Genomic DNA, 21,967 nt, shown 5'->3' with positions numbered 1-21,967 from the left:
TTCGACCATCTCGGCGTGAACCGCGTCCTGCTCAAGACCGACATCATGAACACCCAGCTCGCGCTGTCCGGGTGCCCAGGGGGTGAGGGGCAGGGCGGCCAGGTGGGTGATCTCGTCGGGGTCGCGGGCGGCGCGGGCGCGGCCGACGGCGGTGACGGACCAGCCGGTGCGGGTGCGGGGGTCGAAGTCGTCGGCTTCGAAGGCGACGACGGTGTGGCGGGTGGCGGCGGCGAGTTTGGAGCCGGCGTTGGTGCGGATGACGATGTCGCCGTGGTGGAGGCAGAAGTTGACGGGCTGGACGGCGGGCAGGGCGCGGTCGGTGAAGACGATCCGGCCGATGGGGGTGGTTGACAGCAGTCGCATGCACTCCTGGCGGGAGAGTACGTGCAGGCCGGCGGAGTCGACTGTCATGGGGTCCAGGGTGCCGATCGTGTGGGGTGTGGAGTAAGGGGCGAAGGTCCTGTCATTCGTGATGGTCGGCCTTGAGGCGGGCGGCGAGGGCGGCGGCCTGGGTGCGGCGTTGCATGTTGAGTTTGGCCAGGAGGTTGGAGACGTAGTTCTTGACGGTCTTCTCGGCGAGGTAGAGGCGTTCTCCGATCTGGCGGTTGGTCATTCCTTCGCCGATGAGTTCGAGGATGTGGCGTTCCTGGTCGGACAGGGCGGCGAGGGGGTCTTTGCGGGCGGCCTGGTCGCGCAGGCGGGCGAGCATGGAGGCGGTGGTCTGGGGGTCGAGGAGGGATTGGCCGGCGGCGACGGTGCGGACGGCGCCGACGAGGTCGGAGCCGTGGATCTGTTTGAGGACGTATCCGGCGGCGCCGGCCATGACGGCGGTGAAGAGGGCTTCGTCGTCGGCGAAGGAGGTGAGCATGAGGCAGGCGAGGTCGGGCATCTTGGAGCGGACTTCGCGGCAGACGTCGATGCCGCTGCCGTCGGGCAGGCGGACGTCGAGGACGGCGACGTCGGGTTTGAGGGCGGGGATGCGGGCGATGGCGGATTCGGCGGTTCCGGCTTCGCCGATCACGTCGATGTCGCCTTCGGATTCGAGCAGGGCGGCGACGCCCCGGCGTACGACTTCGTGGTCGTCTACGAGGAACACGCGGATCATAGGTGCACGGTAGCGGCCGGGCGGCGGGGGTGGTAGGGACGAAGGTCCCGGGTTGGGTGTGGGTGGGGCGGGGGTTGGTCTGGGGGGTCTAAGGTCCCGGGCGGGGGCGTCAAAAGACCCTGGCAGGTGGGGTGTGGCGCACCGAACGCTGGAAATGGGGCGAATGCTGGGGATTGTGAATGTCGGCCGCGGGAGGTGGCCCGATGCGCTGCGTTACTCGGTGGGCGAGGTGTCACCTGAACCTGCACCGGTTCGACGGCAATCCGCTGCGCAGGGGTTCGGACCGGCTGGAGACGGTGGCGTTGCTGGTGGCCGTCGCGTTGTTCGTGGCGTGCCTGTGGCCGGCGATGGCGCTGGGCCGGCAGGTGTACGCCGGGGGGATGCGGGCGGAGCTGAGCGGTCCGGGGCATCGGGTGCCGGTGAGCGCGCAGGTGGTGGATGGGCCTAAGGCGCCGGAGACGGGGCCGCAGTGGCGGTTGCGGACGGTGCGCTGGAGCACGGCCGAGGGGGTGGTGCGCACGGCGCGGGTGACGTTGCCGCCGGATGTGCGGGCCGGGGCGGGCACCCGGGTGTGGCTGGATGCCTCGGGGCGGCCGACGTCGGCGCCGCAGAGTCACGTCAAGACGGTCCTGGACACGGTGTTCGCGGTGGTGACCTTGGTGGGGTGGGCCGCGGCGCTTCTGCTCCTGGGGCTCGCGGGGGCGCGGGGGCTGTTGAACCGGCACCGGGCGGCCGAGTGGGAGCGGGCGTGGGCGTTGGCCGACCAGCGCTGGCGCCGCAGGCGGCAGGCGTGAGGTGCGCGGGGGCGGTGTGGTTCTTCCCGGCCGCCGGCCGGGTTGGCGAGGAGGGGGATCGCCCTTTTCGTGAGGGGGCGCGAGTGGAAAGGGTGTGCGATGAAGGCTCAGGTGGGGGACCGGCTCATCGTTGAGGGGGCCCATACGGGTGAGGGGCGGCGGATCGGGGTGATCGTGGAGTTGCGTCATCCCGGTGGGGAGCCGCCGTATGTGGTGCGCTGGGAGGGCGCCGAGCACGAGAGTCTGGTGTTCCCCGGTCCGGACGCGCATGTGGAGGCCGGGCGGGGACGTGAGGCCGTACTTCCGGCGCCGTGACCGGTGCGCCGGCCGGCGCCGCCTCCTTCGCTCCGTGGGTGGGGTGGCGTCGGCCGGTGGGTTTTCCCCGGGGCGGGGTGGTCCGTCCGCGCGGTGGATGGCGGGTACGGCCCGAAGGTCCCGGTGGGCGGGGGGCGAAGGTCTCTGGACCGGGGCGCGGCGACGGTTCAGGCTTGAGGGGTGAATCCGACGCTGCGTCTGGGACGCGTGGCGGGGGTGCCGGTGGGGGTCCACTGGTCCGCGCTGCTGATCGTCGCGCTGATCGCGATGATCCTGGGTACGGCGGTGCTGCCCGTCTCGGCGCCGGGGCTGGCGCCGCAGCTGTACTGGGTGGCCGCCGCGGTGACGTCGCCGGTGTTCTTCGCCTCGTTGCTGGCGCATGAGCTGGCGCACGCCCTGGTGGCCCGCCGGGCGGGGGTGAGCGTGAAGTCGATCACGCTGTGGCTGCTGGGCGGGGTGACGGAGTTCGAGGGCGAGGTGGGCTCGCCGCGAGCGGAGCTGCGCATCAGCCTGGCGGGGCCGGTGACGAGCGCGGTGGTGGCGCTGGCGGCGCTGGCGGTGTCGGCGGCGGCGCGGGGGGTGCCGCTGGTGTGGTCGGCGCTGGTGTGGCTGGCGACGGTCAACGGGGTGCTGGCGGTCTTCAACATGCTGCCGGGTGCGCCGCTGGACGGTGGCAGGGTGCTGCACGCGGTGCTGTGGCGGCGTTTCGGGGACCGGGGGCGGGCCGACCGGGTGGCGGCGCGGGCCGGGCAGTCGCTGGGTATGGCGCTGATCGCCGCGGGGGTGGTGCAGACGCTGGTGTGGTCGCCGGTCGGCGGGTTGTGGACGGCGCTGGTCGGCTGGTTCCTGTCGGGCAGCGCCCGCGGTGAGGGGATGGCCCGGGCGGCGCAGGCGGGTCTTGAGGGGCTGAGCGTGCGGGAGGTGATGACCGCCGGGGTGGATCAGGCTCCGGCGTGGCTGGAGGTGGGCGCCTTCGCCGAGTCGGTGGCGCTGCGGTCGGCGCAGAGCGTCTTTCCTGTGGTGGACTTCTCCGGCGCGCCGGTCGGCACGGTGTCGCTGGCGGCGTTGTGTGCGGTGCCGGTGGAGCGGCGCGGTGAGGTGCGTGTCTCGCAGGTCATGCGGCCGTTGCCGGCGGGGCGGGTGCTGCAGGCGCAGGATCCGGCGGCGGGTGTGCTGTCGGCCGGTGGTGGGGAGGTGGCCGCGGTGGTGTGCGAGGGTGGGCGGGTGGTCGGCATGGTCACCGCGGCGGACGTGGCGAGGATCATGCTTCAGGCGTCGTTGCGTGCCGGGACGAAGGTGCCGGGCCGTCCTGGTTAGGCGCGTCCCGCCGGTCCGCCACCGGCCGGGCGGGGCGGCTCAGGTCACCAGGCCCCTGCGGTGGGCGTAGACCACCGCCTGCACGCGGTCGCGCAGGTCGAGTTTGGTGAGGATGCGCGACACGTACGTCTTGACGGTCTCCTGGCTGATCACCAGGGTGGCTGCGATCTCGCCGTTGGACAGGCCTTCGGCGATGAGGCGCAGCACCTCCAGCTCGCGCGGGGTCAGCGGGAGGTCGTCCGCCGCGCCCTCGGCGGGGCGGATGCGGGCCGCGTACCGGCCGACGAGCCGGCGGGTCACCTCCGGGGCCAGCAGCGCGGCGCCGGCGGCGACGGTGCGGATGCCGTGCAGGAGTTGCGCGGGCGGGGCGTCTTTGAGCAGGAAGCCGCTCGCTCCGGCGCGCAGCGCCTCGTAGACGTACTCGTCCAGGTTGAACGTCGTCACCACGAGCACCTTGACGGGGTCGGCCACTCCGGCGCCGGCCAGCAGGCGGGTGGCCTCGATGCCGTCGAGCACCGGCATCCGTACGTCCATCACGACCATGTCGGGGTTCAGCCGACGGGCCAGGTCGACCGCGGCGCGGCCGTCGCCGCACTCGCCCACCACCTCCATGTCGGGCTGCGCGCCGATGATCGTCGCGAAGCCGGTGCGGATCAGCGCCTGGTCATCGCAGACCAGGACTCGGACCGGCGTGGTCACGACGGGTCTCCCGCGGGGATGCGGGCCCGTACGGCGAAGCCGCCGTCCGCCCGCCGGGTCGTGCCGAACTCGCCGCCCAGGGCGTCCACCCGCTCGCGGAGCCCGGTCAGGCCCCGTCCGCTCCCGCCGGGGGAGCCGGTCCGCGAGCCGGAGCCGTCGGTGCTCACCGCCACGCTGATCTCCTTGTCCCCGTAGCGCACCTGGACCACGGTGCGGCTGCCGTAGGCGTGTTTGAGCGCGTTCGTCAGGGCTTCCTGCACGACTCTATAGGTCACGAGTTCGGCGCTGCCCGCCGATTCCGCCGGGCCGCCCTCCTCGGTGAACTCCACCGGTTGCCCGGCCTGGCGGGTCTGTTCCACGAGTGTGTGGAGGCCGCCGGCGGAGGACACGCCCGCATCGGGGTCGTGGTCGGCTTTGAGCAGGTCGAGCATGTGCCGCAGGTCGGCGATGGCCCGCCGGCCGGTGCTGGTGACGGCGCTCAGCGTCGCGTCGAGGCGGTCGGGGGAGGCGGTCAGGTAGCGTGCGGCCTCGGCCTGTACGACCATCGCCGTCACGTGGTGCGTCACGACGTCGTGGAGCTCGCGGGCGATGCGGGTGCGTTCGGCGGCGCGGGTGGCCTCGGCGACGTGGCGGCGGTGTTCCGCCTCGGCGGCGCGGGCGGAGCGCAGCCGGGCCCCGACGCCCCACGCCAGGGCCAGGGCCAGGTAGAAGACCACGTATCCTTCCACCCGTTCGGCCGCGCCGAGCCGGTCGAGGGCGAACGCCAGTGCCGCGTACGCCGCCGAGAGCAGGATCGCGGTGAGGCGCCGGTGGCGCTCCAGATGGGCGCCCGCGCTGATGAGCGCGATGGGCATCACGTTGCTCGCGAGCACGTGGTAGGCGCGTAGCTGGTCGAGGGCGAAGCCGAGTGACACCAGGGCCAGGCACACGGCCGGCCACCGCCGGCGCACGGCGAGCGGGAGGCACTCCAGGGCGATCACGGCGAACGCCGCCGCGTCGAAGGGGCGGGCCGGCAGATCGCCGACCTGCGTCCCCTTGCCGTGGAGCGCCGGCAGGAGCGACGCGACGGCCACCAGCACCCCGAACGGCAGGTCCCGGATCACGACGTCGCGCCGCCGCCACAGATCCGTGACCCGCCGCAGTTCGATCATTGGGGGAGCGTAGGGGATCCGGTGGTCCGGGCCCATCCCCCGTGCGAGCTACCTGCGGATGTCCACCGCGCGGGGACGACTCCGGGCCGCCGGATCCCTAGCGTTGCGGCACGGCCACGGCCACGGCGTCGCGTCCGCTTTCGCCGCCGCACCGCCGTACCGCCGTGTGTGTGCCGTCCCGGCGTCGATCCCCTCACTGGAGGACCTCATGCTGTGCAGGACCAAGTCATCCGTTGCGGCCGTGCTGGGCTGCGTCGTGCTCGGCGTGGGGGCCGCCGGCTGCGACGGTGAGGAGCTGGAGAACTGGGATCCCCTCGCCTCCGCCACGCGGACGGCCGGTCCCGCCCCGATCTCCGGGCCCGGGAAGATCACTGTCGGGGGCCGGTCGGTGAACGTGTCCTGTTCGGGTGACCCGGAGGAAGACGGCCCGGTCGTCATCCTGCTGCTCGGGGCGGGCGACGGCCTGGGCAAGATGGCCGCGCTCCAGAGGACGCTGAGCGAGCACGACCGGGTCTGTTCCTACGACCGGCCGGGCTCGGGCGTGAGCGACCGGCCGCAGGGCCCGCAGGACCTCTCCGGCGTCGGTGACACTCTGACCGGGGTGATCGGCCGTGTCGCCGGTGACCGGCCGGTCGTCCTGGCCGGGCACTCACTGGGCGGGCTGATCGCCGCCCGGTACGCCCCCGGCCACCGCGACAGGGTCAAGGGGCTGGTCCTGATGGACGCCACCCTTTCCACCATGGTGGAGGACATCACGAAGGCGATCCCCGCTTCCGCCACCGGTCCGGCGGCCGAGCTGCGCGCGCAGAACCTCGCGGTGTTCAAGGGGGAGAACCCGGAGAGGCTCGTCATCAGCGATGGGAAGGTCCGTTCCGCCGGGAACATTCCGGTGGAGGTGATCCAGCACGGGAAGCGGTACCTCGCGGCCGTTCCCGGATACGGGCCGCGCCTGGAGAAGGCGTGGGCCGCGGGCCAGCGCGGGTGGCTCGCGCTGTCGGGCGCCGCCACGCTGAGCACGGCCGCCGGCAGCGGCCACTACATCTACCTCGACCGGCCTGATGTCGCCGTCCAGGCCGTCGAACGCGTCATCGCGCAGGCCGCACGCCGGGCGGACGGTGAGTGATCGGCCGGGCCGGGCGGCCGTGACGCCTCAGGCCGCCGGCCTCGGTGAGGGATCCGGCGGGGCCGAAGCGGCCGGGGTGGCCGGGGTGGCCCGTGGAGGGACGCGGCGGGGCGGGAGGGCGGCGGTGCTGAATCGGCTGGCACGGCGGTGGACGCGGTGGCCGGGGACGCGGCGGCGCCCGGGGGGCGCCGCCGGCGCCGTGCGGTAGAAGCGGCGTTTGGCCAGCTCGATGAGCGTCAGGTAGGCGGCCGTCATCAGGGCGAGGGCCAGGAAGAACGGCCCCGGCAACGGCTGGAATCCCAGGAGGGCGGCCAGCGGGGTCGCCGGCAGCAGCGCCCCGGCGGTCACCACGCCCAGGGCGGCCAGCAGCAGCGGCACGCTGGGGTGGCTGCGGAAGAACGGGACGCGGCGGGTGCGGACGGCGAAGATCACCAAAGTCTGGGTGGCGAGGGACTCCACGAACCAGCCGGTGCGGAACAGCGGGGGGCCGGCGTGGAAGAGGCCCAGCATCACGGTGAAGGTGACGGCGTCGAAGATCGAGCTGATCGGGCCGAAGAACAGCATGAAACGCCGGATCAGCGGCACGTCCCAGCGGGCGGGCCGCTCCAGCTGCTCGGCGTCGACGTCGTCGGTGGGGATGGCCAGCTGGCTGGTGTCGTACAGCAGGTTGTTGAGCAGGATCTGCGAGGGCAGCATCGGCAGGAAGCCCAGCAGCAGCGAGGCGGCGGCGGCGCTGAACATGTTGCCGAAGTTGCTGGAGGTGCCCATCAGGACGTACTTCATGGTGTTGGCGAAGATGCGGCGGCCCTGCAGCACGCCGTCGGCCAGGATTCCCAGGTCTTTTTCCAGGAGCAGCACGTCGGCGGCGTCTTTGGCGACGTCGGTGGCGGAGTCGACGGAGATGCCGACGTCGGCGGCGTGCAGGGCGGCGGCGTCGTTGACGCCGTCGCCGAGGAAGGCCACGTCCAGGCCGCCGCCGCGGGCCAGGCGCACGATGCGGGACTTGTGCTCGGGGCTGACGCGGGCGAAGACGGTCGTCTGCGTGATCAGGGCGGCCAGGCGGGCGTCGCCGGAGGCGTCGACGTCGGCGCCGGTCAGCACCGGCCCGGCCGCGAGGCCCAGGTCGGCGCAGACCTTGGCGGCCACGACGGGGTTGTCGCCGGTGAGGACCTTGACGGTGACGCCGAGGCCGGCCAGGCGCCGTAGGGCCTGGCCGGCGCCGGCCTTGGGCGGGTCGAGGAACACCAGCAGCCCGGCGAAGGTCAGGTCGCGTTCGTCGGCGGGGGTCAGGGCGGTGGCGGCGGGCGCGTCGCGGACGGCGACCGCGACGACGCGGTTGCCGGCGGTGAACTCCGCCTCCAGTGCGGCGCGGGCCTGCTCGCCGATGGGGGCGCAGCGGAGCAGCACCGCCTCCGGCGCCCCCTTGGTGATGACCGTACGGTGGCCGTCGTGTTCGACCAGGACCGAGGCGGTGCGGCGCCGGTGGTCGAACGGCAGGGTGGCCAGGCGGCGGTGGCCGGCCAGGCGGGCGCGGGCGGGCGCGGCGGCCGGGGAGCGCCACAGCGCGGCGTCCAGGGGGTTGCCGCCCGCGACGTCCGCGCCGGGCCTGGCAGGGTCGGCGGGGTCGGCGGGGGAGCCGGAGGCGGCGGGGCCGGCGGGGGCCGCAGGGGGGGCCGCAGGGGGGGCCGCAGGGGGCGAGGGGGAGGCGGGGGAGTCGACGACGGCCTCGTTGCACAGCAGGCCCAGCTCCAGCGGGCCGGTGGCGGGGCGGCCGTCGGGACCCAGGGCGCGCATGAAGCTGAGACGGCCCTCGGTGAGGGTGCCGGTCTTGTCGGTGAACAGCACCTCGATGTCACCCAGGTCCTCGATGCACACCAGGCGTTTTACCAGGACCTTGCAGCGGGCCAGCCGGGAGGCGCCGGCGGCCAGGCCGGTGGTGACGACGGCCGGCAGCAGCTGCGGGGAGATGCCGACCGCGATCGCCAGGGAGAACAGCAGGGCGTCGATGACGGGCCGGTGCAGCGCCACGTTCACGATGAAGATCACCGCGGTGAGCGCGGCGGCGACGCGGACCAGCAGCATGGAGAACCGGCGCAGCCCCGCCTGGAAGGCGGTCTCGGGGTGGGCGTGGCCCAGTTCCAGGGCGATGCGGCCGAAGCGGGTCCGGCCGCCGGTGGCCACGACCAGGCCGGTGCCCGAGCCGGCGTGCACCACGGTGCCCATCAGCGCGCAGCAGGCCAGCTCGGCCGGCGCCGTTCCGGGCGGGAGGGGGCCGGTGGACTTGGCCACCGGCAGCGACTCGCCGGTCAGGGCCGACTCCTCGCACTCCAGGCCGGTGACGGTGACCAGCCGCAGGTCGGCCGGGACCACCTCGCCCAGCCGGATCTCCACCAGGTCGCCCGGGACCAGTTCGGTCACCTCGGCGAGGCGGGGGTGGCCGTCGCGCCAGACGGTGCAGCGGTGGCGGATCTGCGCGTGCAGCGTCTCGGCGGCCTTCTCGGCGCGGTACTCGTTGGCGAAGCCCAGCCCCACCGACGCGGTCAGGATCACCCCGATGATGAGGGCGTCGGCGGGTTCGCCGAGGAAGAACGACGCGGCCGCGGTCAGGGCGAGCAGGATCAGCAGCGGTGAGCGCAGCTGACGCAGCAGGACGGCCATGCGGCGGGCCCGGTGGGTGCGCACCGCGTTCGGCCCGGCCCGGGCCAGGCGGTCGCGGGCCTCGGCGGCGCCGAGGCCGTCGTCGCCGGTGCGCAGCAGGTCGCGCACCCGCCGCACCGGCAGGGCTGCGGCGTCGGCGACGTCCAGCCCGTCCGCCGCGGCCTGCTCCGCGGACCCGGTCGCCTGCACGAGCATGTGACCATCCCCCCGGATTCGGTGGTCTGCGCCGATTGTGCCGACCGGCGGGACGGCGGCGGTAGGGGCCTTACGGGTGCGGCGGCAGGGGCCAAAGTCCCCACCGCGTCCCAGGCGCCCAGGCCAGCAGGGCCCGGCCGGCTCGCGGCCGATCGCGGGCCCAATTTATCGCAGCGCTGTTATATTAGCGCTGTGACATCTTTGGACCCCACAGCGCTCCCCGACCCCTGGCACGCACTGCACGAGCTTCTGGCGGCCATGGACGCCGAGATCGAGCAGGTCTACGTCGAGCGTGGCATCGAGGGGGTACGGCCCCGGTTCGCCTATCCGCTGATCAGGCTCGCCCACACCGGGCCCCTGACCATCCGCGAGCTCGCGAAGTCCCTGAACCGCTCGCACTCCGCGATCAGCCAGACCATCGCCGCCATGCGCAAGGAGGGGCTGGTCACCTCCGAGCCGGGCCCCGACGCCCGCACCCGGCGGATCGACCTGACCGAGCGAGGCCGGGCGCTGGTGCCGTTCCTGGAGGCGGAGTGGCGCGCCACCCACGCGACGGTCGCCGAACTGGACCGCGAGATCCCGTACCCGATGACCGCCGTCGTCGAGGAGGTACGGCGGGCGCTGGAGCGACGGCCGATGCGGCGGCGGATCCTCCACCATCTCGTCGAGCCGCCGCGATGAGGGGGCGGATCCGTCTCCGGTTCCTCGACACCCGCCCCCTGCGCGGCAGCCGGCCGTTCCGCGACCTGTGGATCGGCACCGCGGCATCCCAGCTCGGCGGGCAGATGGCCACCGTGGCGGTGCTGGCGCAGGTCTGGGACCTGACCGGCAGCCCGGTGGGCACCGGCGCCATCGGGCTCGCCACCGGCCTGCCGATGGTGCTGTTCGGGCTGCTCGGCGGCACGCTGGCAGACGCCGTCGACCGCCGTGCGGTGGTGCGGGCCACCACCGCGGGCCAGCTGCTGGCCGCCGCCGGGCTGTGCGCCCAGGCCCTGGCGGGCAACCGGGACGTGGTGCTGCTGCTCGCCCTGGTCGCCGTGGGGACGGGCTGCAACGCCCTCGGTGCTCCCGCCCGGCGCGCCCTCCCGGTCCGGCTGCTGCCGGACGACCAGGTGGCGGGCGGTCTCGCGCTGACCAACGTCTCCTTCCAGGCGGCGATGCTGGCCGGGCCCGCGACGGCCGGGCTGATCATCGCCCGCTGGGACCTCCCCGCCGCGTACGCCGCCCAGGCCGTGGCCACGGCGGTCTCGATGCTCGCGGTGATCCGCCTGCCCGCCATGCGGCCCGAAGGCGCCGGCGCGGCAGGCGGCGGGCGCCGGCCCGAGCGCGGCGGCCGGCGGATCGTCCTGCGCCGCCCGACGCTGTGGGGCTCGATGGCCACCGACCTGTCCGCGACACTGCTCGCCATGCCCGTCGCGCTCTTCCCGCTGGTCAACGAGATCCGCTTCGGGGGGAATCCGCAGACCCTCGGCCTGTTCCTCTCGGCCGTCGCGGTCGGGGGGATCACGGCCGGTCTGCTCTCCGGCACGGTGACGCGCTGGCGCCGTGGCGGCCTGGTGCAGCTGTCCGCGGCCGGCGTCTGGGGCCTGGCGCTGGCCTGCTTCGGCCTGGCGGGGCCGTTGTGGCTGGCACTCGGCTGCCTGGCCGTGGCGGGCGCCGCCGACACCGTGTCCGTCGTCACCCGCGGAGCCCTGGTCCAGCTGGAGACCCCGGACGCGTACCGGGGGCGGGTCTCCTCGGTGGAACACGTCATCGGTGTCGCGGGCCCCGAGCTCGGCAACTTCCGCGGCGGCCTGCTGGCGTCGGTCACCTCCGCCCCCTTCTCCCTGGTCTTCGGCGGGCTGTCCGCCCTCCTGGCGGTCGCCGCCGTGGCCGCGGCCAACGCCCCCCTGCGGGCCTACCGCACGCCGTCCGCCGCCGGGCGGCCGGCCGCCGGTCAGGCGTCCTGACCCGTCTCGGGCCCTGACGCCCGGCGAGCCGCCATGTGCGCGGGCTCGGGGGAGCGAGGCGGGAAGAGGAGCGGGCCCGCGTTCAACCGCCGAGGGCACGCTTCTGCGGGTGGATCGCCTCGCCGCGGGCGAGCATGTCGACGAACCGGGCGATACGGCGGGCTCGGGTCTCGGCGCGTTTGGCGTCCGCGATCCGATAGAGAACGGCGTAGCGGTTCTGGGAGGTGAGAATGTCGAACATGGCCTGTGCCCGGGGCTCCGCGGCCAATGCGGCGGCCAGGTCGGCCGGCACCTCGATGCCCGCTTGTCCCGCGTAGGCCGCCTCCCAGCGGCCGTCGGCCTTGGCGCGTTCGACCTCGGTCATCCCGGCCGCATGCATCCGGCCCTCGCCGATCAGACGGGTGACGATGGAAACGTTCCGCGCCGACCAGGGACTCCGTCTTCCGCGAGGGGTGAAGCGCCGGCAGAAAGTGATCTCATCGCGCCGTCGCAGCCGACCGTCGATCCAGCCGTGGCACAGGGCTTCGTCGAGTGCCTGGTCATAGGTCAGGCTGGTGGGCCGGGTCGTGTTCCGCTTGGCGAGGACCAGCCACACCCCTGCCGAGCCGTCGTGGTGCCTGCTGAGCCACTCCCGCCAGGCTCGGGCATCGGCAACGGTCAGTTCCAGTGGTTCGTCGCTCATCGTCATTGTGCCCCTGATGATCGTCAAAGGGATGGTTGTCGGCGGTCACCCGGAGGTGGGAGCCCAGGACGGGGGCCTGCCGGCAGTGGCGCTGGATCGGCCGGCGGTGGAGCCGGCCGATCTCGTCCTTCGCCACGTCGCCACCGCGTCCTCTGGACGGATGACACCCGCCCGCCTTCACCAGGCCTTGCCGGCCTGCTCCCGGATCGTATGGTTGATTCGGTTGAAGAAGTTGGTGAGTGCGATGTTCAGGATGATCGCGGACAGCTGCTTCTCGTCGAAGTGGGTGGCGGCGGCGTCCCAGATCTCGTCGGTCACGCCCGGCGCGCCGTCCTGGATCCGGGTGGCGGCCTCGGCCAGCGCGAGCGCCGCCCGTTCCTCCTCGGTGAAGAACGGAGCCTCACGCCAGGCGACCACGTTGTGCAGCCGCTCCTCGGTCTCTCCGTGCTTCTTCGCCGACCGGACGCCGGCGAACACGCAGGGGCTGCAGCCGTTGATCTGGCTGGCCCGCAGATGCACCAGCTCGAGCACGAGCGGGTCGACGCCACCGGCGTGAATCGCCTTGTGGAGATGCTGGATCCCGGTGATCAGGTCGGGACTCGCCACGCTCTTCATGCGTGCTTCCATGGGTCCTGCTCCTCTTCGGTCACGTGCGCCCGCCCGGGCCCGTCATCTGACGTGCCTCGGCGGAGCCCGGCGTCGTAGTGGACGTTCCGGCCGAGGAGTTCTCGGCCGCGCCGGCGACGTTACGGTATGACCCGGTCAGAAACGGTCCTGGTCATCGAGCAGACTGTCGGCCGTGGTCAACACCTCGGCACGGCTGCTGCGGCTGCTGTCTCTGCTGTCGACGCGGCGGTCCTGGACGTGCGCCGATCTCTCCGCCCGGCTGGAGGTCACCGAACGGACGGTCCGCCGGGACGTCGCCCGGCTGCGTGAACTCGGCTACGGCATCGAATCGGAGATGGGCCCCTGGGGCGGCTACCACCTCGGGCCCGGAACCGGCATTCCGCCACTGATCCTTGACGAGGAGGAGGCCCTCGCGGTCGCTGTCGGGCTGCGCACCGCCGCCTTCAGCGGAGTCTCCGGCAGTGACCAGGCGGCCCTGTCGGCGCTGCTGAAACTACGCCAGGTGCTGCCGGCCAGGATCGCCGACCGGCTCGGCGAGCTGGACGCCGCGTTCACCCACACCGCACGGCCCGACGACGGCCAGATCTCTCCCGCGCTGCTGCTCGACCTGGCCACCGCGTGCCGGCGAGGCGAACGCGTCCGGCTGACCTACCGCGACCAGGCCGGAACGACGTCCACCCGCCGAGTGGACCCCTACCGGCTCATCTACACCGGCTGCCGCTGGTATCTCCTCGCCCACGATCTGACGCGGCAGGACTGGCGCACCTTCCGCGCCGATCGCATCGTCGACGCCACGGCCACCGGGCAGGCCGCCGCCCCGCCCGACCCGCCGGATCCGGCACAGACGGTCGGCACGGGCGTGGCACTGAGGCCCTACCCGGTGCGGGTGACCATCCGCCTGGCCGTACCGGCCGATGAGGCCCGCAGGCTGGTACCGCTGACGGTCGGCGTCCACCACCCGGACGGCGATGACGCCACGATCATCGACATCGGCGGGCCGGACGCCGACGGCCTGGCCCGCTACCTGCTCAGCCTCGGGCGACCGCTCCGGATCCTGCACCCGGAAGAGGTCCGCCAGGCGTTCCTCGCCCGCACCCGGCGACTCCTCGAGGACAACCAGGGGCACGAGCACCCTTCGATGGCCGACACGGCCGCCTGCGGTGACGGACGCCGCCGGCAGGACCACCGGGACCCCGCCACGGGTGGCGTCCCACCGATCGAGCCCGAAGCCCCGGACCTCCCGGCAGCCGGCCGGTGACGGCCGCGGAAGGCGCCGCCGTCACAGAAGCCCAGGTCGAATCGCCGCTGGACGCCACCAGGGCTCAGCGCGGGTTTCCGTTCCGGGGTTCCCGGCCCTTCGGCCGCCTCCCGGAGACGCCACGATGCCGACAACTATGATGTTCTTGACAAAAAAAATTTTCGGTGAGAGGGTGAAGGCACCCCGGAAGAACGGGGCGGCCGGGGACACCCGCGGGCCCGCCCCGGCCGCGCGGGCCTTCCCCTCCAGGACACCGACCAAGGACGAGGCGATGACCACCACTTCGACCGCACCGGACGCCGGCACCGACGGACGGTGCGAGTACACCATCACCCGTGTCTTCGACGCGCCGCGTGAGGCGGTCTTCGCCGCCTGGACCGAGCCGGAGCGCTTCGCCCGCTGGTTCGGCCCGCGCGAGTTCACCGTCGTCCCCGAGCAGATCACGATGCACGCCGAGCCGGGCGGGGCCTGGCAGGTGCGCCTGCTCTCCCCCGAGGGCGGCGAGCACCCCCTGGGCGGCCGCTACCTGGAGGTCTGCGCCCCCGGCCGGCTGGTGTTCACCACCGGAGACCCCGGAAACCGCGACGGCGCGCCGGCCTCGGTGGTGACCGTCGAACTCGGCGGCGTCGCCGACGTCGCCGGCGGCACCCGGATGAGCATGCACCAGGCCGGCGTCAACACCGACCCCGCGCACGCCCGCGCCGCCCGCGACGGCTGGCTGCTGTTCTTCGACCGGCTGGCCGAGCACCTGGCCGGGCACCCGGCCGGCGAGGAGACCGGACGATGACCGCCACCGCCCTCCCCGCACCCGGAGCGCGGGCCACGCGCCGGGAGTGGACCGCGCTGGCCGTACTGGCCCTGCCCACGCTGCTGCTGTCGCTGGACGTCAGCATCCTGTACCTGGCCCTGCCGCACCTGAGCGCCGGGCTGGGGGCCGACGCCACCCAGCAGCTGTGGATCCTGGACATCTACTCGTTCATGCTCGCCGGGTTCCTGGTCACGATGGGCACGCTCGGCGACCGGATCGGCCGCCGCAGGCTGCTCCTGATCGGCGCGGTCGTCTTCGCGGCCGCCGCGGTGCTGGCCGCCTTCTCCACCACCCCGGCGATGCTGATCGCCGCGCGCGCCCTGCTGGGCGTGTCCGGGGCGACGATGATGCCCTCCACCATGGCCCTGATCCGGAACATGTTCGCCGACCCGCGCCAGATGCAGCTGGCGGTCAGCGTGTGGTTCAGCTGCTTCATGGGCGGCATGGCCCTGGGCCCGCTGGTCGGCGGGCTGATGCTGCAGCACTTCTGGTGGGGCTCGGTGTTCCTGCCGGCCGTCCCGGTGATGGCGCTGCTGCTGGCCGCGGGCCCCCGCCTGCTGCCCGAGTACCGCGCCCCCGGCGCCGGCCGGGTGGACCTGACGAGCGTCGCGCTGTCACTGGCGGCGATCCTGCCGGTCATCTACGGCCTCAAGGAGGCGGCCCGCGGCGGCTGGCAGCCGCTGCCCGCCGCGGCCGTCGCCACCGGGGCGGTCTTCACCGTGTTGTTCGTCCGCCGCCAGCGGCGCCTGGCCGACCCGCTGCTGGACCTGCGCCTGCTGTCCAGCCGCTCCTTCAGCACGGCGCTGGGCGTCATGCTGCTGGCCGGGATCGTCATGGCCGGGGTGACGCTGATGTCCACCACCTACCTGCAGGCCGTCGAAGGGCTGTCGCCGCTGGAAGCGGGGCTGTGGCTGGTGCCGCAGAACATCGCGATGATCGCCGGTTCCCTGCTGTCGCCGCTGCTGGCCCGCAGGATCCGCCCGGCGTACGTGATGTCGGCCGGGCTGGCCACGGCGGCGTGCGGGCTGGTGCTGCACACCCAGATCTCCGGCACCGGCGGGCTGTACCTGCTGGTGGCGGGCCTCATCCTGGCCTCCGGCGGCGTCGCGCTGCCCATGCCGATGACGATGAACCTGATGCTGGGCTCGGCCCCGCCGCAGAAGGCCGGCGCGGCGGCCGCGCTGTCGGAGGCCAGCGGCGAGTTCGGCGTGGCCCTGGGGGTCGCCACCCTGGGCAGCCTGGCGGCGTTCGTCTACCGCGACCGGCTGGCCGAGGCCCTGCCGGGCGGCGTCCCCGCCGGCGCCGCGGGCGAGAGCGTCGCCGGCGCGGTGGCCGCGGCCGGCCGGCTGCCCGCCGCGGCGGGCGCCGAGCTGCTGGAGGGCGCCCGCACCGCCTTCGCCGGTGGGCTGACCACCGTCGCCTGGCTCGGGGCCGCCGTCTTCACCGTCCTGGCGGTCGTCTCCGCGCTGGCCTTCCGCCGCGGCGGAGCCCCGGCCCCGGACCCCGCCGGGACCACCGCCGGCACGACGGCCGAGGGGGCGGCCGTGCCCCAGCCCGCGGCCGGGTGAGGGCGGCGCCCGATTCCGGCGGCCGTACCTGTCGATTCCGGCGCGGCCGGTTCGTGTAGAGGATGAGGGGGCCGGCCCGGAGAAGTGGCCGGCCCTGGACTCCCGAGGAGGAAGACCGGATGAGGCGATACCTGATCAGCATGTACCAGCCGGAGGGCACCCCGCCACCGGAGGTGCTGGAGCCGGTCATGCGGGAGGTGGACGCGCTGGGCGAGGAGCTGCGGGCCGCCGGGGCCTGGGTGTTCGCCGCCGGCCTGCACCCGCCGGCCACCGCCACCGTGGTGCGCGTCACCGACGGTGAGACCCTGCTCAGCGACGGCCCCTTCGCCGAGGCCAAGGAGCACTTCGGCGGGTTCACCGTCATCCGGGCCCCCGACCTGGACACCGCCCTGGAGTGGGGCCGCCGCTACGCCCGGGCCACCACCCTGCCGGTGGAGGTACGGCCGCTGCTCGACGAGCCCGCCGGCTGACCGCCCGTGACCGGCCCCGTCCTCAGTGAGCTGGAGCGGACCTTCCGCGCCGAGCACGGCCGCGCGGTGGCCGTGCTGACCGGCCTGTTCGGTGACCTGGACGTCGCCGAGGAGGCCGTGCAGGAGGCGTTCACCGCCGCGGCGCGGCGCTGGCCGTCGGCCGGGGTGCCGCCCAGCCCCGCCGGGTGGATCATCACCACGGCCCGCAACCGGGCGATCGACCGGCTGCGCCGGGAGGCCCTGCGCGCCGACCGGCACGCCCAGGCGGCCCTGCTGCACGCCCGCGGGCCCCGGCAGGAGGCGCCCTGGGACGAGGACGGGGTGCTCGACGACCGGCTGCGGCTGATCTTCACCTGCTGCCATCCGGCGCTGGCCACCGGCGCGCAGGTGGCGCTGACGCTGCGGCTGCTGGGCGGGCTGACCACCGCCGAGATCGCCCGCGCCTTCCTGGTGTCGGAGCAGACCATGGCCCAGCGGCTGGTACGGGCCAAGGCCAAGATCCGCCACGCCGGGATCGCCTACCGCGTCCCGCCCGCCGCCGAGCTGCCCGGCCGGCTGCGGGCGGTGCTGGCGGTGATCTACCTGATCTTCAACGAGGGTTACGCCGCCAGCGGCGGCGAGCTGCTCGTCCGCTCCGGGCTCTGCGCCGAGGCGGTACGGCTGGGCCGGCTGCTGGCCGGCCTGATGCCGCACGAGCCGGAGGCGGCGGGGCTGCTGGCGCTGATGCTGCTGGCCGAGTCGCGGCGCGAGGCGCGTACCACGCCCGGCGGCGACCTGGTGGTGCTGGCCGAACAGGACCGCACCCGATGGGACCGCACCCTGATCGCCGAGGGACAGGACATCGTCCGCCGGTGCCTGCGGCTGGGCCGGCCCGGCCCGTACCAGATCCAGGCGGCGATCCAGGCGGTCCACGGCGACGCCCGGGAGGCGCAGGACACCGACTGGCGCCAGATCCTCGCCCTGTACGACCAGCTCCTGGCGGTGGCGCCGACGCCGGTGGTGGCGCTCAACCGGGCGGTCGCCGTCGCCGAGGTCGAAGGGCCGCGGGCGGCGCTGACGCTGGTGGACGGCCTGGGCCTGGACGGCTACCACCTGTGGCACGCCGTACGGGCCGCCCTGCTGGAGCGGCTGGAGCGGGGGGAGGAGGCCGCGACGGCGTACGAGGCGGCGATCGCCCGGTGCGGCAACGCCGCCGAGGTGCGGTTCCTGCGGCGGGACCGGCGGCCGCCCGGCGCCGGCTGAGCCGCCGCTCTCCGCCGCCGCTCAGCAGGCGCGGCCCGGTAGGCGCGGCCCGGTAGGGACGGCCCGGCCCGGGGCGCGCCCGTCCTCCCGTGCCCGGGGCGTACGCCCGGTGACGGGGTCAGGCCGACAGGGCCCGTCCCTCCTCTCCGGTGCCGGACGCGCAGGCGGCGGCCAGCTCGTCCAGGGACATTCCCAGGGCCGCGGCCAGCGCCGCGACGGTGAAGAAGGCCGGGGTCGGCGCCCGGCCGGTCTCGATCTTGCGCAGCGTCTCCGCCGACACCCCGGCGGCCGCGGCGACCTCCACCATGCTGCGGCCGCCGCGGGCGCGGCGCAGTATCGCGCCGAAGCGTTCCCCGCGCTGCCGCTCCCACGGGGTCAATGGGGTTCTCACCATGCCTGCGATACTAATCCCGGCTATGCCGGGATACTAATACCGGTGCGGAGATCGAGGCCGCCGGCGGGGCGCGCGGGCGGACGCGCCCCGGCCTCCCCGGCGCGGCCCGCGTCCGCGGGCACGCGGGTCGTCCACGCGGCGCGGCGCCTCAGGAGGCGTGCCGGATGCGCCGCCCGCTGATCTCGGTGGGGGAGATCCTGACGAACAGCTCGCGCTCGCCGCCCGCCCACGGCCGGACGTCCACCGCGGCGACCGCCGCCCGCTCCTCGTCGGAGACGTGGTGGGCGCCGCCGCGCACCAGCACGCTCCAGCCCTCCCGGCCGGCCTCGTCGAGCCGGTCGATCTCGAAGGCGACCTTGAACTCCACACCCCGCACGCCGGTGCGCAGATTGTCGTCCAGCGGGCCGCCGGAGGCGGTCCGGAAGACCACCGAGCCGTCGTGGACCACGTAGTTCACCGGCAGGATCGTCGGGCCGTCGGGCTGGGCGAAGGCCACCCGCCCCACGCCGCCCGGCGCGATCAGCCGCAGGCACTCGGCCGGCTCCAGCTTCTCCAGCACCGGGCGGGGGGCGGGACGGCCGCGGCCGGGCGGCAGGTCCATCGTCCCGCCGAGCAGCTCGTCACTGCTTGTCTCCAGCGCCGCGGCCAGCTTGTTCACCGTCTCGGTGGACGCCGACGCCGCACTCACCTCCAGGTAGTCGAGGTATCCGGGGTCGATCCCCGCCCGGTCGGCCAGCTGCCGGCGGTCCAGACCGAGCTCGCCGCGGCGCTGCGCCACCCGCCGGCCCAGGTCGCCGGGGGCGGCTTGGCGTTCACTCATGTACATCCTCCCAACTGAGGTCCTCCTGCATCCGGCAGCAGACGGCGCCGGTGCGGACGGGCGTCCGCACCGGCGCCCGGTTCCGGCCGGCCCCGCTCCCGCCGGTCCGCCTGCCGCAGGCGGCATACCCCGCTGGAGGTGGATATCCCACTCCGAAGCGGCCGCACGCGCCGGATGCGCCCGCGGGGTGGGCTGCCGCACGGGACGTCCCGGCTCCGGGAGCCGCCTTCCCCGGGTCGTTACTGCTTGCCGGACTGCCTGCCGGTCTGGGCCTTGGCCTGGACCGCCTTCTTGGCGTGGACCGGGATGCGCCTGCTCTTCTCCTCCGGCGCGCCGAGCTTCAGGCTGACCTCGAGGACGCCCTTGTCGTAGATCGCCTCGACGTCCTTCTCGTCGGCCGTGGGCGGCAGGACGATGGACCGGGTGAAGGAGCCGTAGCGGAACTCCGTCCGGTGCCGTTCCTTCTCCTCGACCCGGCGTTCGGCGTGGATCGTCAGCACCCCGTTGTTCACGTCTATCTCGATGTCATCCGGCTCGATGCCCGGCAGCTCGGCCCGCAGCACGTAGCGGTCACCGTGCAGGTAGTCCTCGAAACGTATGCCCTGTCCCTGCGTGCGCATGGTGGCGAACGGGGCGTCCAGCCAGTCGAGCAGCTCGGGGAAGAGACCCCGCTCCTGACGCATCAGCATGCTCATCTGGTCCTCCGTGACTGATCGGGATTTCTCTCATCCCAATTGCACGCCGCCGCGCCCGGTGCGCGCAAAGGCCGGAGGTCCCTAAAGGCCGGGTCCTTCGTCCGCGCCGGCGGCCCGGCCTTCCCGCCTCCGGAAGCCGCGGGGAAGCCGTCAGGAGACCACCCGGGACCCCTCCGTGACCCGGCCGGCGCAGGCCCGCGCCGGCCCGCGCGTCACAGCCCGGCGCGGCCCATCGGGTTGTCCCGCCAGCGGTCGACGGCGCGGATGTAGCCGTGCACGGTCGGCGAGGTCGGCCGCCAGCGCCCCTGCAGGGCGATGCGCGCGGCCGGCACGCCCGCCTCGGCCAGCGTGGTCGCCCCGCCCGCGCGCAGGCTGTGGGCGCTGTAGCGTTCGGCGTCGGCCAGTCCGGCGCGGCGGGCGGCGTCCTTGACGATCTGGTTGAGCGTGGTGCCCGACAGCCTCGGCCCGCCGCGCCCGGCCCAGCCCGGCGTGCCGGCGATCCGGCCGAACCGGTCGACCGGCCGCAGCAGCGGCCCTCCGGTGAGGCCGCGCGCGTGCAGCTCGCCCAGCCACGCCTGCACGGCCCGCACCGGGCAGGTCTGCGGGTGCGAGCCGTAGGGGACCGAGACGGTCGCGCCGGCGGCGTCCTGGTCGGTCTTGGACATGGGGATGAACACCTCCACGCCGCGAGCGCCGAACGTCAGGTGCTCCTGGTCCAGTGCCGACAGCTCCGAGCGGCGGCCCATCAGCGCGAAACCCAGGACCAGCGCCGCCCGGTCCCGCAGCCCCACCGCCGTGTCGGCGGGGGTGTGGTGGACGAGGTCGCGCAGGATCTCCACGGTGATCGGCGGGGCCTGGCGGACCGTGTTGCCCGCCCCCGCCCAGGCGCGGCGGTGGGCGCGCAGCACGTCGCGGGCGGCGGTGGTGTGCGGCCTGGCCAGCCCGGCCCGGCCGTGCGCCGACAGCACGCACGCCAGCGCCTGCTCCACGCTGGCCGGGGCCATGCCGCGCCCGGCCAGGTGCGCCACGAAGCTGGCCAGGGTGGCGGCGCTGGCCGGCAGCGGGGTACGGCCGCTGCCGGCGCACCAGGTGAGGTAGGTCTTCCAGGCGCGGTCGTAGGCGCGCCTGGTGTTGGCCGCCGGGGCGGCCGCCACGAGCCGCGCCGCCTCCTCGGTCAGGACGTCGTCGGCGGGGTTCCCGAGGCCCTCCGGCGTGAACGGCCCGCGCTCCGCCGGGACGGACCCCCGCGCGGCGGGCCCCTGCGGGACGAGCCCGCCCGGGGTGGGCCCGCCGGGCGCAAGGCTCGCCGGCAGGGCGACGCCGTCCAGGACCGGCCCGTCCGCCGCGCCGGTCGTGTCCGCGCCGTCATCGTCGCCTCGATGCTCCCGAGCCATGCAGCCGTCCCGCCCCGTGAATGCGAATCCCAACGAAACCCCGACAGCCCCCGCGGCCCACCCGGCCCGGCGGGCCGGAGGTGACCACGGCGGATGCTACCGCGCCCCGGCTCACATCGGCGTGGGCGGGCCCAGGCGCCGGGAGCGGCGGATTCGCGCCAGTCAGGTGTTGATCCGCAGGACCCACACCGACACGTGGTCGCCGCCCCGGGTGTAGATCAGGCGGAACGTCTCGGCGCGGAGCTCGAAGGCGTCCGGGATGCCGCCGTACGGCCGGGCCCCGATGGGCTCGGGGTCGGCGGTGAGGTCGAGGAGGGTGTCGGCGATCGTGGCGCGCAGGCCCGGCGAGGCATCGCGCAGCAGCTCCCGCACGGCGGGGGCGAGCAGGAGACGGCGCTTCAAGCGTGCTCGCCCGGGGCGGGCAGGCCGAGGTCGGCGTACAGGTCGGCCGCGCTGTCGTAGGCGGCCATGTCCGTCTCGCCGCGGCCGTGGGCGGCGATCGCCGCGGCGACGCCGGCGACTTCCTGTTCCCGGCGCAGGCGCAGCAGTTCTTCGTAGTCCTCTTCGGAGATGAGGACGGCGCGTTCGCCGGCGGAGCGGCGGATGCGGGTGGCCTCGCGGCGATGGGCGGCGCGGGCCACCAGGACACCGAGGTTGTTGCGGGCCTCGACGATGCCCAGTGCGTCGTTCGTCATGGCCCCAC

The 21,967-nt window shown here is 74.4% G+C and carries 24 protein-coding genes; 11 read left to right on the top strand and 13 right to left on the bottom strand.

Going from position 1 to position 21,967, the window contains the following annotated elements; translation table 11 throughout:
- Together AB0D67_RS32475 and AB0D67_RS32470 are read right to left on the bottom strand one after the other, a co-directional pair.
- The coding region (locus AB0D67_RS32475; protein ID WP_362944502.1) for a pyridoxamine 5'-phosphate oxidase family protein at positions 1-411 on the bottom strand (411 nt) is incomplete at its 3' end.
- 52 nt (positions 412-463) lie between these two features.
- A complete protein-coding gene (locus AB0D67_RS32470) occupies positions 464-1,105 on the bottom strand; it encodes a response regulator transcription factor (RefSeq protein WP_179828590.1) in 642 nt (213 codons plus the stop codon).
- Positions 1,106-1,308: 203 nt separating this feature from the next.
- On the opposite strand from AB0D67_RS32470, the gene AB0D67_RS32465 reads away from it, so the two are divergent.
- The 3 genes from AB0D67_RS32465 to AB0D67_RS32455 all read left to right on the top strand — a co-directional run bounded on the left by AB0D67_RS32465 (position 1,309) and on the right by AB0D67_RS32455 (position 3,531).
- On the top strand, positions 1,309-1,899 hold the full coding sequence (locus AB0D67_RS32465) for a hypothetical protein (protein ID WP_362944500.1): 591 nt from the start codon (positions 1,309-1,311) through the stop codon (positions 1,897-1,899).
- 99 nt (positions 1,900-1,998) lie between these two features.
- The gene (locus AB0D67_RS32460; RefSeq protein ID WP_362944498.1) at positions 1,999-2,214 is read left to right on the top strand and encodes a DUF1918 domain-containing protein; all 216 of its coding nucleotides are present in this window, start codon (positions 1,999-2,001) and stop codon (positions 2,212-2,214) included.
- 180 nt (positions 2,215-2,394) lie between these two features.
- Complete coding sequence (locus AB0D67_RS32455; RefSeq protein WP_362944496.1) at positions 2,395-3,531, top strand: site-2 protease family protein; 1,137 nt, start codon at positions 2,395-2,397, stop codon at positions 3,529-3,531.
- A gap of 39 nt (positions 3,532-3,570) precedes the next feature.
- Here AB0D67_RS32455 and AB0D67_RS32450 read toward each other — a convergent pair whose 3' ends face one another.
- Together AB0D67_RS32450 and AB0D67_RS32445 are read right to left on the bottom strand one after the other, a co-directional pair.
- Complete coding sequence (locus AB0D67_RS32450) at positions 3,571-4,230, bottom strand: response regulator transcription factor (RefSeq protein ID WP_362944494.1); 660 nt, start codon at positions 4,228-4,230, stop codon at positions 3,571-3,573.
- Positions 4,227-5,381, bottom strand: a complete 1,155-nt coding sequence (locus AB0D67_RS32445; protein WP_362944492.1) for a histidine kinase — start codon at positions 5,379-5,381, stop codon at positions 4,227-4,229. Before AB0D67_RS32445 ends, AB0D67_RS32450 begins: the two co-directional genes overlap by 4 nt.
- Positions 5,382-5,589: 208 nt before the next feature.
- Here AB0D67_RS32445 and AB0D67_RS32440 point away from each other — a divergent pair, with 208 nt between their 5' ends.
- Entirely contained in the window at positions 5,590-6,504 is a 915-nt protein-coding gene (locus AB0D67_RS32440) for an alpha/beta hydrolase (protein ID WP_362944490.1), read from the top strand.
- Between the two features lie 27 nt (positions 6,505-6,531).
- Here the strand turns inward: AB0D67_RS32440 and AB0D67_RS32435 are convergent, their stop codons facing one another.
- Complete coding sequence (locus tag AB0D67_RS32435; protein WP_362944488.1) at positions 6,532-9,357, bottom strand: HAD-IC family P-type ATPase; 2,826 nt, start codon at positions 9,355-9,357, stop codon at positions 6,532-6,534.
- A 192-nt stretch (positions 9,358-9,549) separates the two neighbouring features.
- Between AB0D67_RS32435 and AB0D67_RS32430 the strand changes: the two genes are divergently transcribed.
- Together AB0D67_RS32430 and AB0D67_RS32425 are read left to right on the top strand one after the other, a co-directional pair.
- On the top strand, positions 9,550-10,038 hold the full coding sequence (locus AB0D67_RS32430) for a MarR family transcriptional regulator (RefSeq protein ID WP_362944486.1): 489 nt from the start codon (positions 9,550-9,552) through the stop codon (positions 10,036-10,038).
- A complete protein-coding gene (locus AB0D67_RS32425; RefSeq protein WP_362944484.1) occupies positions 10,035-11,306 on the top strand; it encodes an MFS transporter in 1,272 nt (423 codons plus the stop codon). The genes AB0D67_RS32430 and AB0D67_RS32425 overlap by 4 nt, the downstream gene beginning before the upstream one ends.
- 82 nt (positions 11,307-11,388) lie before the next feature.
- Here AB0D67_RS32425 and AB0D67_RS32420 read toward each other — a convergent pair whose 3' ends face one another.
- Complete coding sequence (locus AB0D67_RS32420) at positions 11,389-11,988, bottom strand: YdeI/OmpD-associated family protein (protein WP_362944482.1); 600 nt, start codon at positions 11,986-11,988, stop codon at positions 11,389-11,391.
- A 177-nt stretch (positions 11,989-12,165) separates the two neighbouring features.
- Positions 12,166-12,615 carry a carboxymuconolactone decarboxylase family protein gene (locus AB0D67_RS32415; protein ID WP_362944480.1) on the bottom strand — a complete coding sequence of 150 codons (450 nt, stop codon included), beginning with the start codon at positions 12,613-12,615 and terminating at the stop codon, positions 12,166-12,168.
- A gap of 172 nt (positions 12,616-12,787) precedes the next feature.
- Here AB0D67_RS32415 and AB0D67_RS32410 point away from each other — a divergent pair, with 172 nt between their 5' ends.
- From AB0D67_RS32410 to AB0D67_RS32390, 5 genes are all read left to right on the top strand, one after another.
- Entirely contained in the window at positions 12,788-13,873 is a 1,086-nt protein-coding gene (locus AB0D67_RS32410; protein ID WP_362944478.1) for a YafY family protein, read from the top strand.
- Between the two features lie 271 nt (positions 13,874-14,144).
- Entirely contained in the window at positions 14,145-14,660 is a 516-nt protein-coding gene (locus AB0D67_RS32405; protein ID WP_362944476.1) for an SRPBCC domain-containing protein, read from the top strand.
- Positions 14,657-16,249: an MFS transporter gene (locus tag AB0D67_RS32400; protein WP_362944474.1), complete on the top strand. Its 1,593-nt coding sequence runs from the start codon at positions 14,657-14,659 to the stop codon at positions 16,247-16,249. Before AB0D67_RS32405 ends, AB0D67_RS32400 begins: the two co-directional genes overlap by 4 nt.
- Before the next feature lie 119 nt (positions 16,250-16,368).
- Positions 16,369-16,719 carry a YciI family protein gene (locus AB0D67_RS32395; protein WP_362944471.1) on the top strand — a complete coding sequence of 117 codons (351 nt, stop codon included), beginning with the start codon at positions 16,369-16,371 and terminating at the stop codon, positions 16,717-16,719.
- A 6-nt stretch (positions 16,720-16,725) separates the two neighbouring features.
- Positions 16,726-17,961: a sigma-70 family RNA polymerase sigma factor gene (locus AB0D67_RS32390; RefSeq protein ID WP_362944469.1), complete on the top strand. Its 1,236-nt coding sequence runs from the start codon at positions 16,726-16,728 to the stop codon at positions 17,959-17,961.
- 118 nt (positions 17,962-18,079) lie between these two features.
- Here the strand turns inward: AB0D67_RS32390 and AB0D67_RS32385 are convergent, their stop codons facing one another.
- The 6 genes from AB0D67_RS32385 to AB0D67_RS32360 form a co-directional block, all read right to left on the bottom strand.
- The gene (locus tag AB0D67_RS32385; protein WP_362944467.1) at positions 18,080-18,355 is read right to left on the bottom strand and encodes a helix-turn-helix transcriptional regulator; all 276 of its coding nucleotides are present in this window, start codon (positions 18,353-18,355) and stop codon (positions 18,080-18,082) included.
- Between the two features lie 148 nt (positions 18,356-18,503).
- The gene (locus AB0D67_RS32380) at positions 18,504-19,175 is read right to left on the bottom strand and encodes a pyridoxamine 5'-phosphate oxidase family protein (protein WP_362944465.1); all 672 of its coding nucleotides are present in this window, start codon (positions 19,173-19,175) and stop codon (positions 18,504-18,506) included.
- A 239-nt stretch (positions 19,176-19,414) separates the two neighbouring features.
- Positions 19,415-19,870 carry an Hsp20/alpha crystallin family protein gene (locus tag AB0D67_RS32375; protein ID WP_362944463.1) on the bottom strand — a complete coding sequence of 152 codons (456 nt, stop codon included), beginning with the start codon at positions 19,868-19,870 and terminating at the stop codon, positions 19,415-19,417.
- A gap of 212 nt (positions 19,871-20,082) precedes the next feature.
- Positions 20,083-21,264 (bottom strand): site-specific integrase, encoded by a 1,182-nt coding sequence (locus tag AB0D67_RS32370; RefSeq protein WP_362944460.1) that lies wholly within the window; start codon positions 21,262-21,264, stop codon positions 20,083-20,085.
- 162 nt (positions 21,265-21,426) lie between these two features.
- Entirely contained in the window at positions 21,427-21,666 is a 240-nt protein-coding gene (locus AB0D67_RS32365) for a hypothetical protein (protein ID WP_362944458.1), read from the bottom strand.
- Positions 21,663-21,959 carry a type II toxin-antitoxin system Phd/YefM family antitoxin gene (locus tag AB0D67_RS32360; RefSeq protein ID WP_362944456.1) on the bottom strand — a complete coding sequence of 99 codons (297 nt, stop codon included), beginning with the start codon at positions 21,957-21,959 and terminating at the stop codon, positions 21,663-21,665. The genes AB0D67_RS32365 and AB0D67_RS32360 overlap by 4 nt, the downstream gene beginning before the upstream one ends.
- Positions 21,960-21,967 lie beyond the last annotated feature (8 nt).

The sequence above is a fragment of the Streptosporangium sp. NPDC048047 genome (genome assembly GCF_040653115.1).
GTDB lineage: Bacteria > Actinomycetota > Actinomycetes > Streptosporangiales > Streptosporangiaceae > Streptosporangium.
This window is presented reverse-complemented; position numbering and strand designations above follow the sequence as displayed.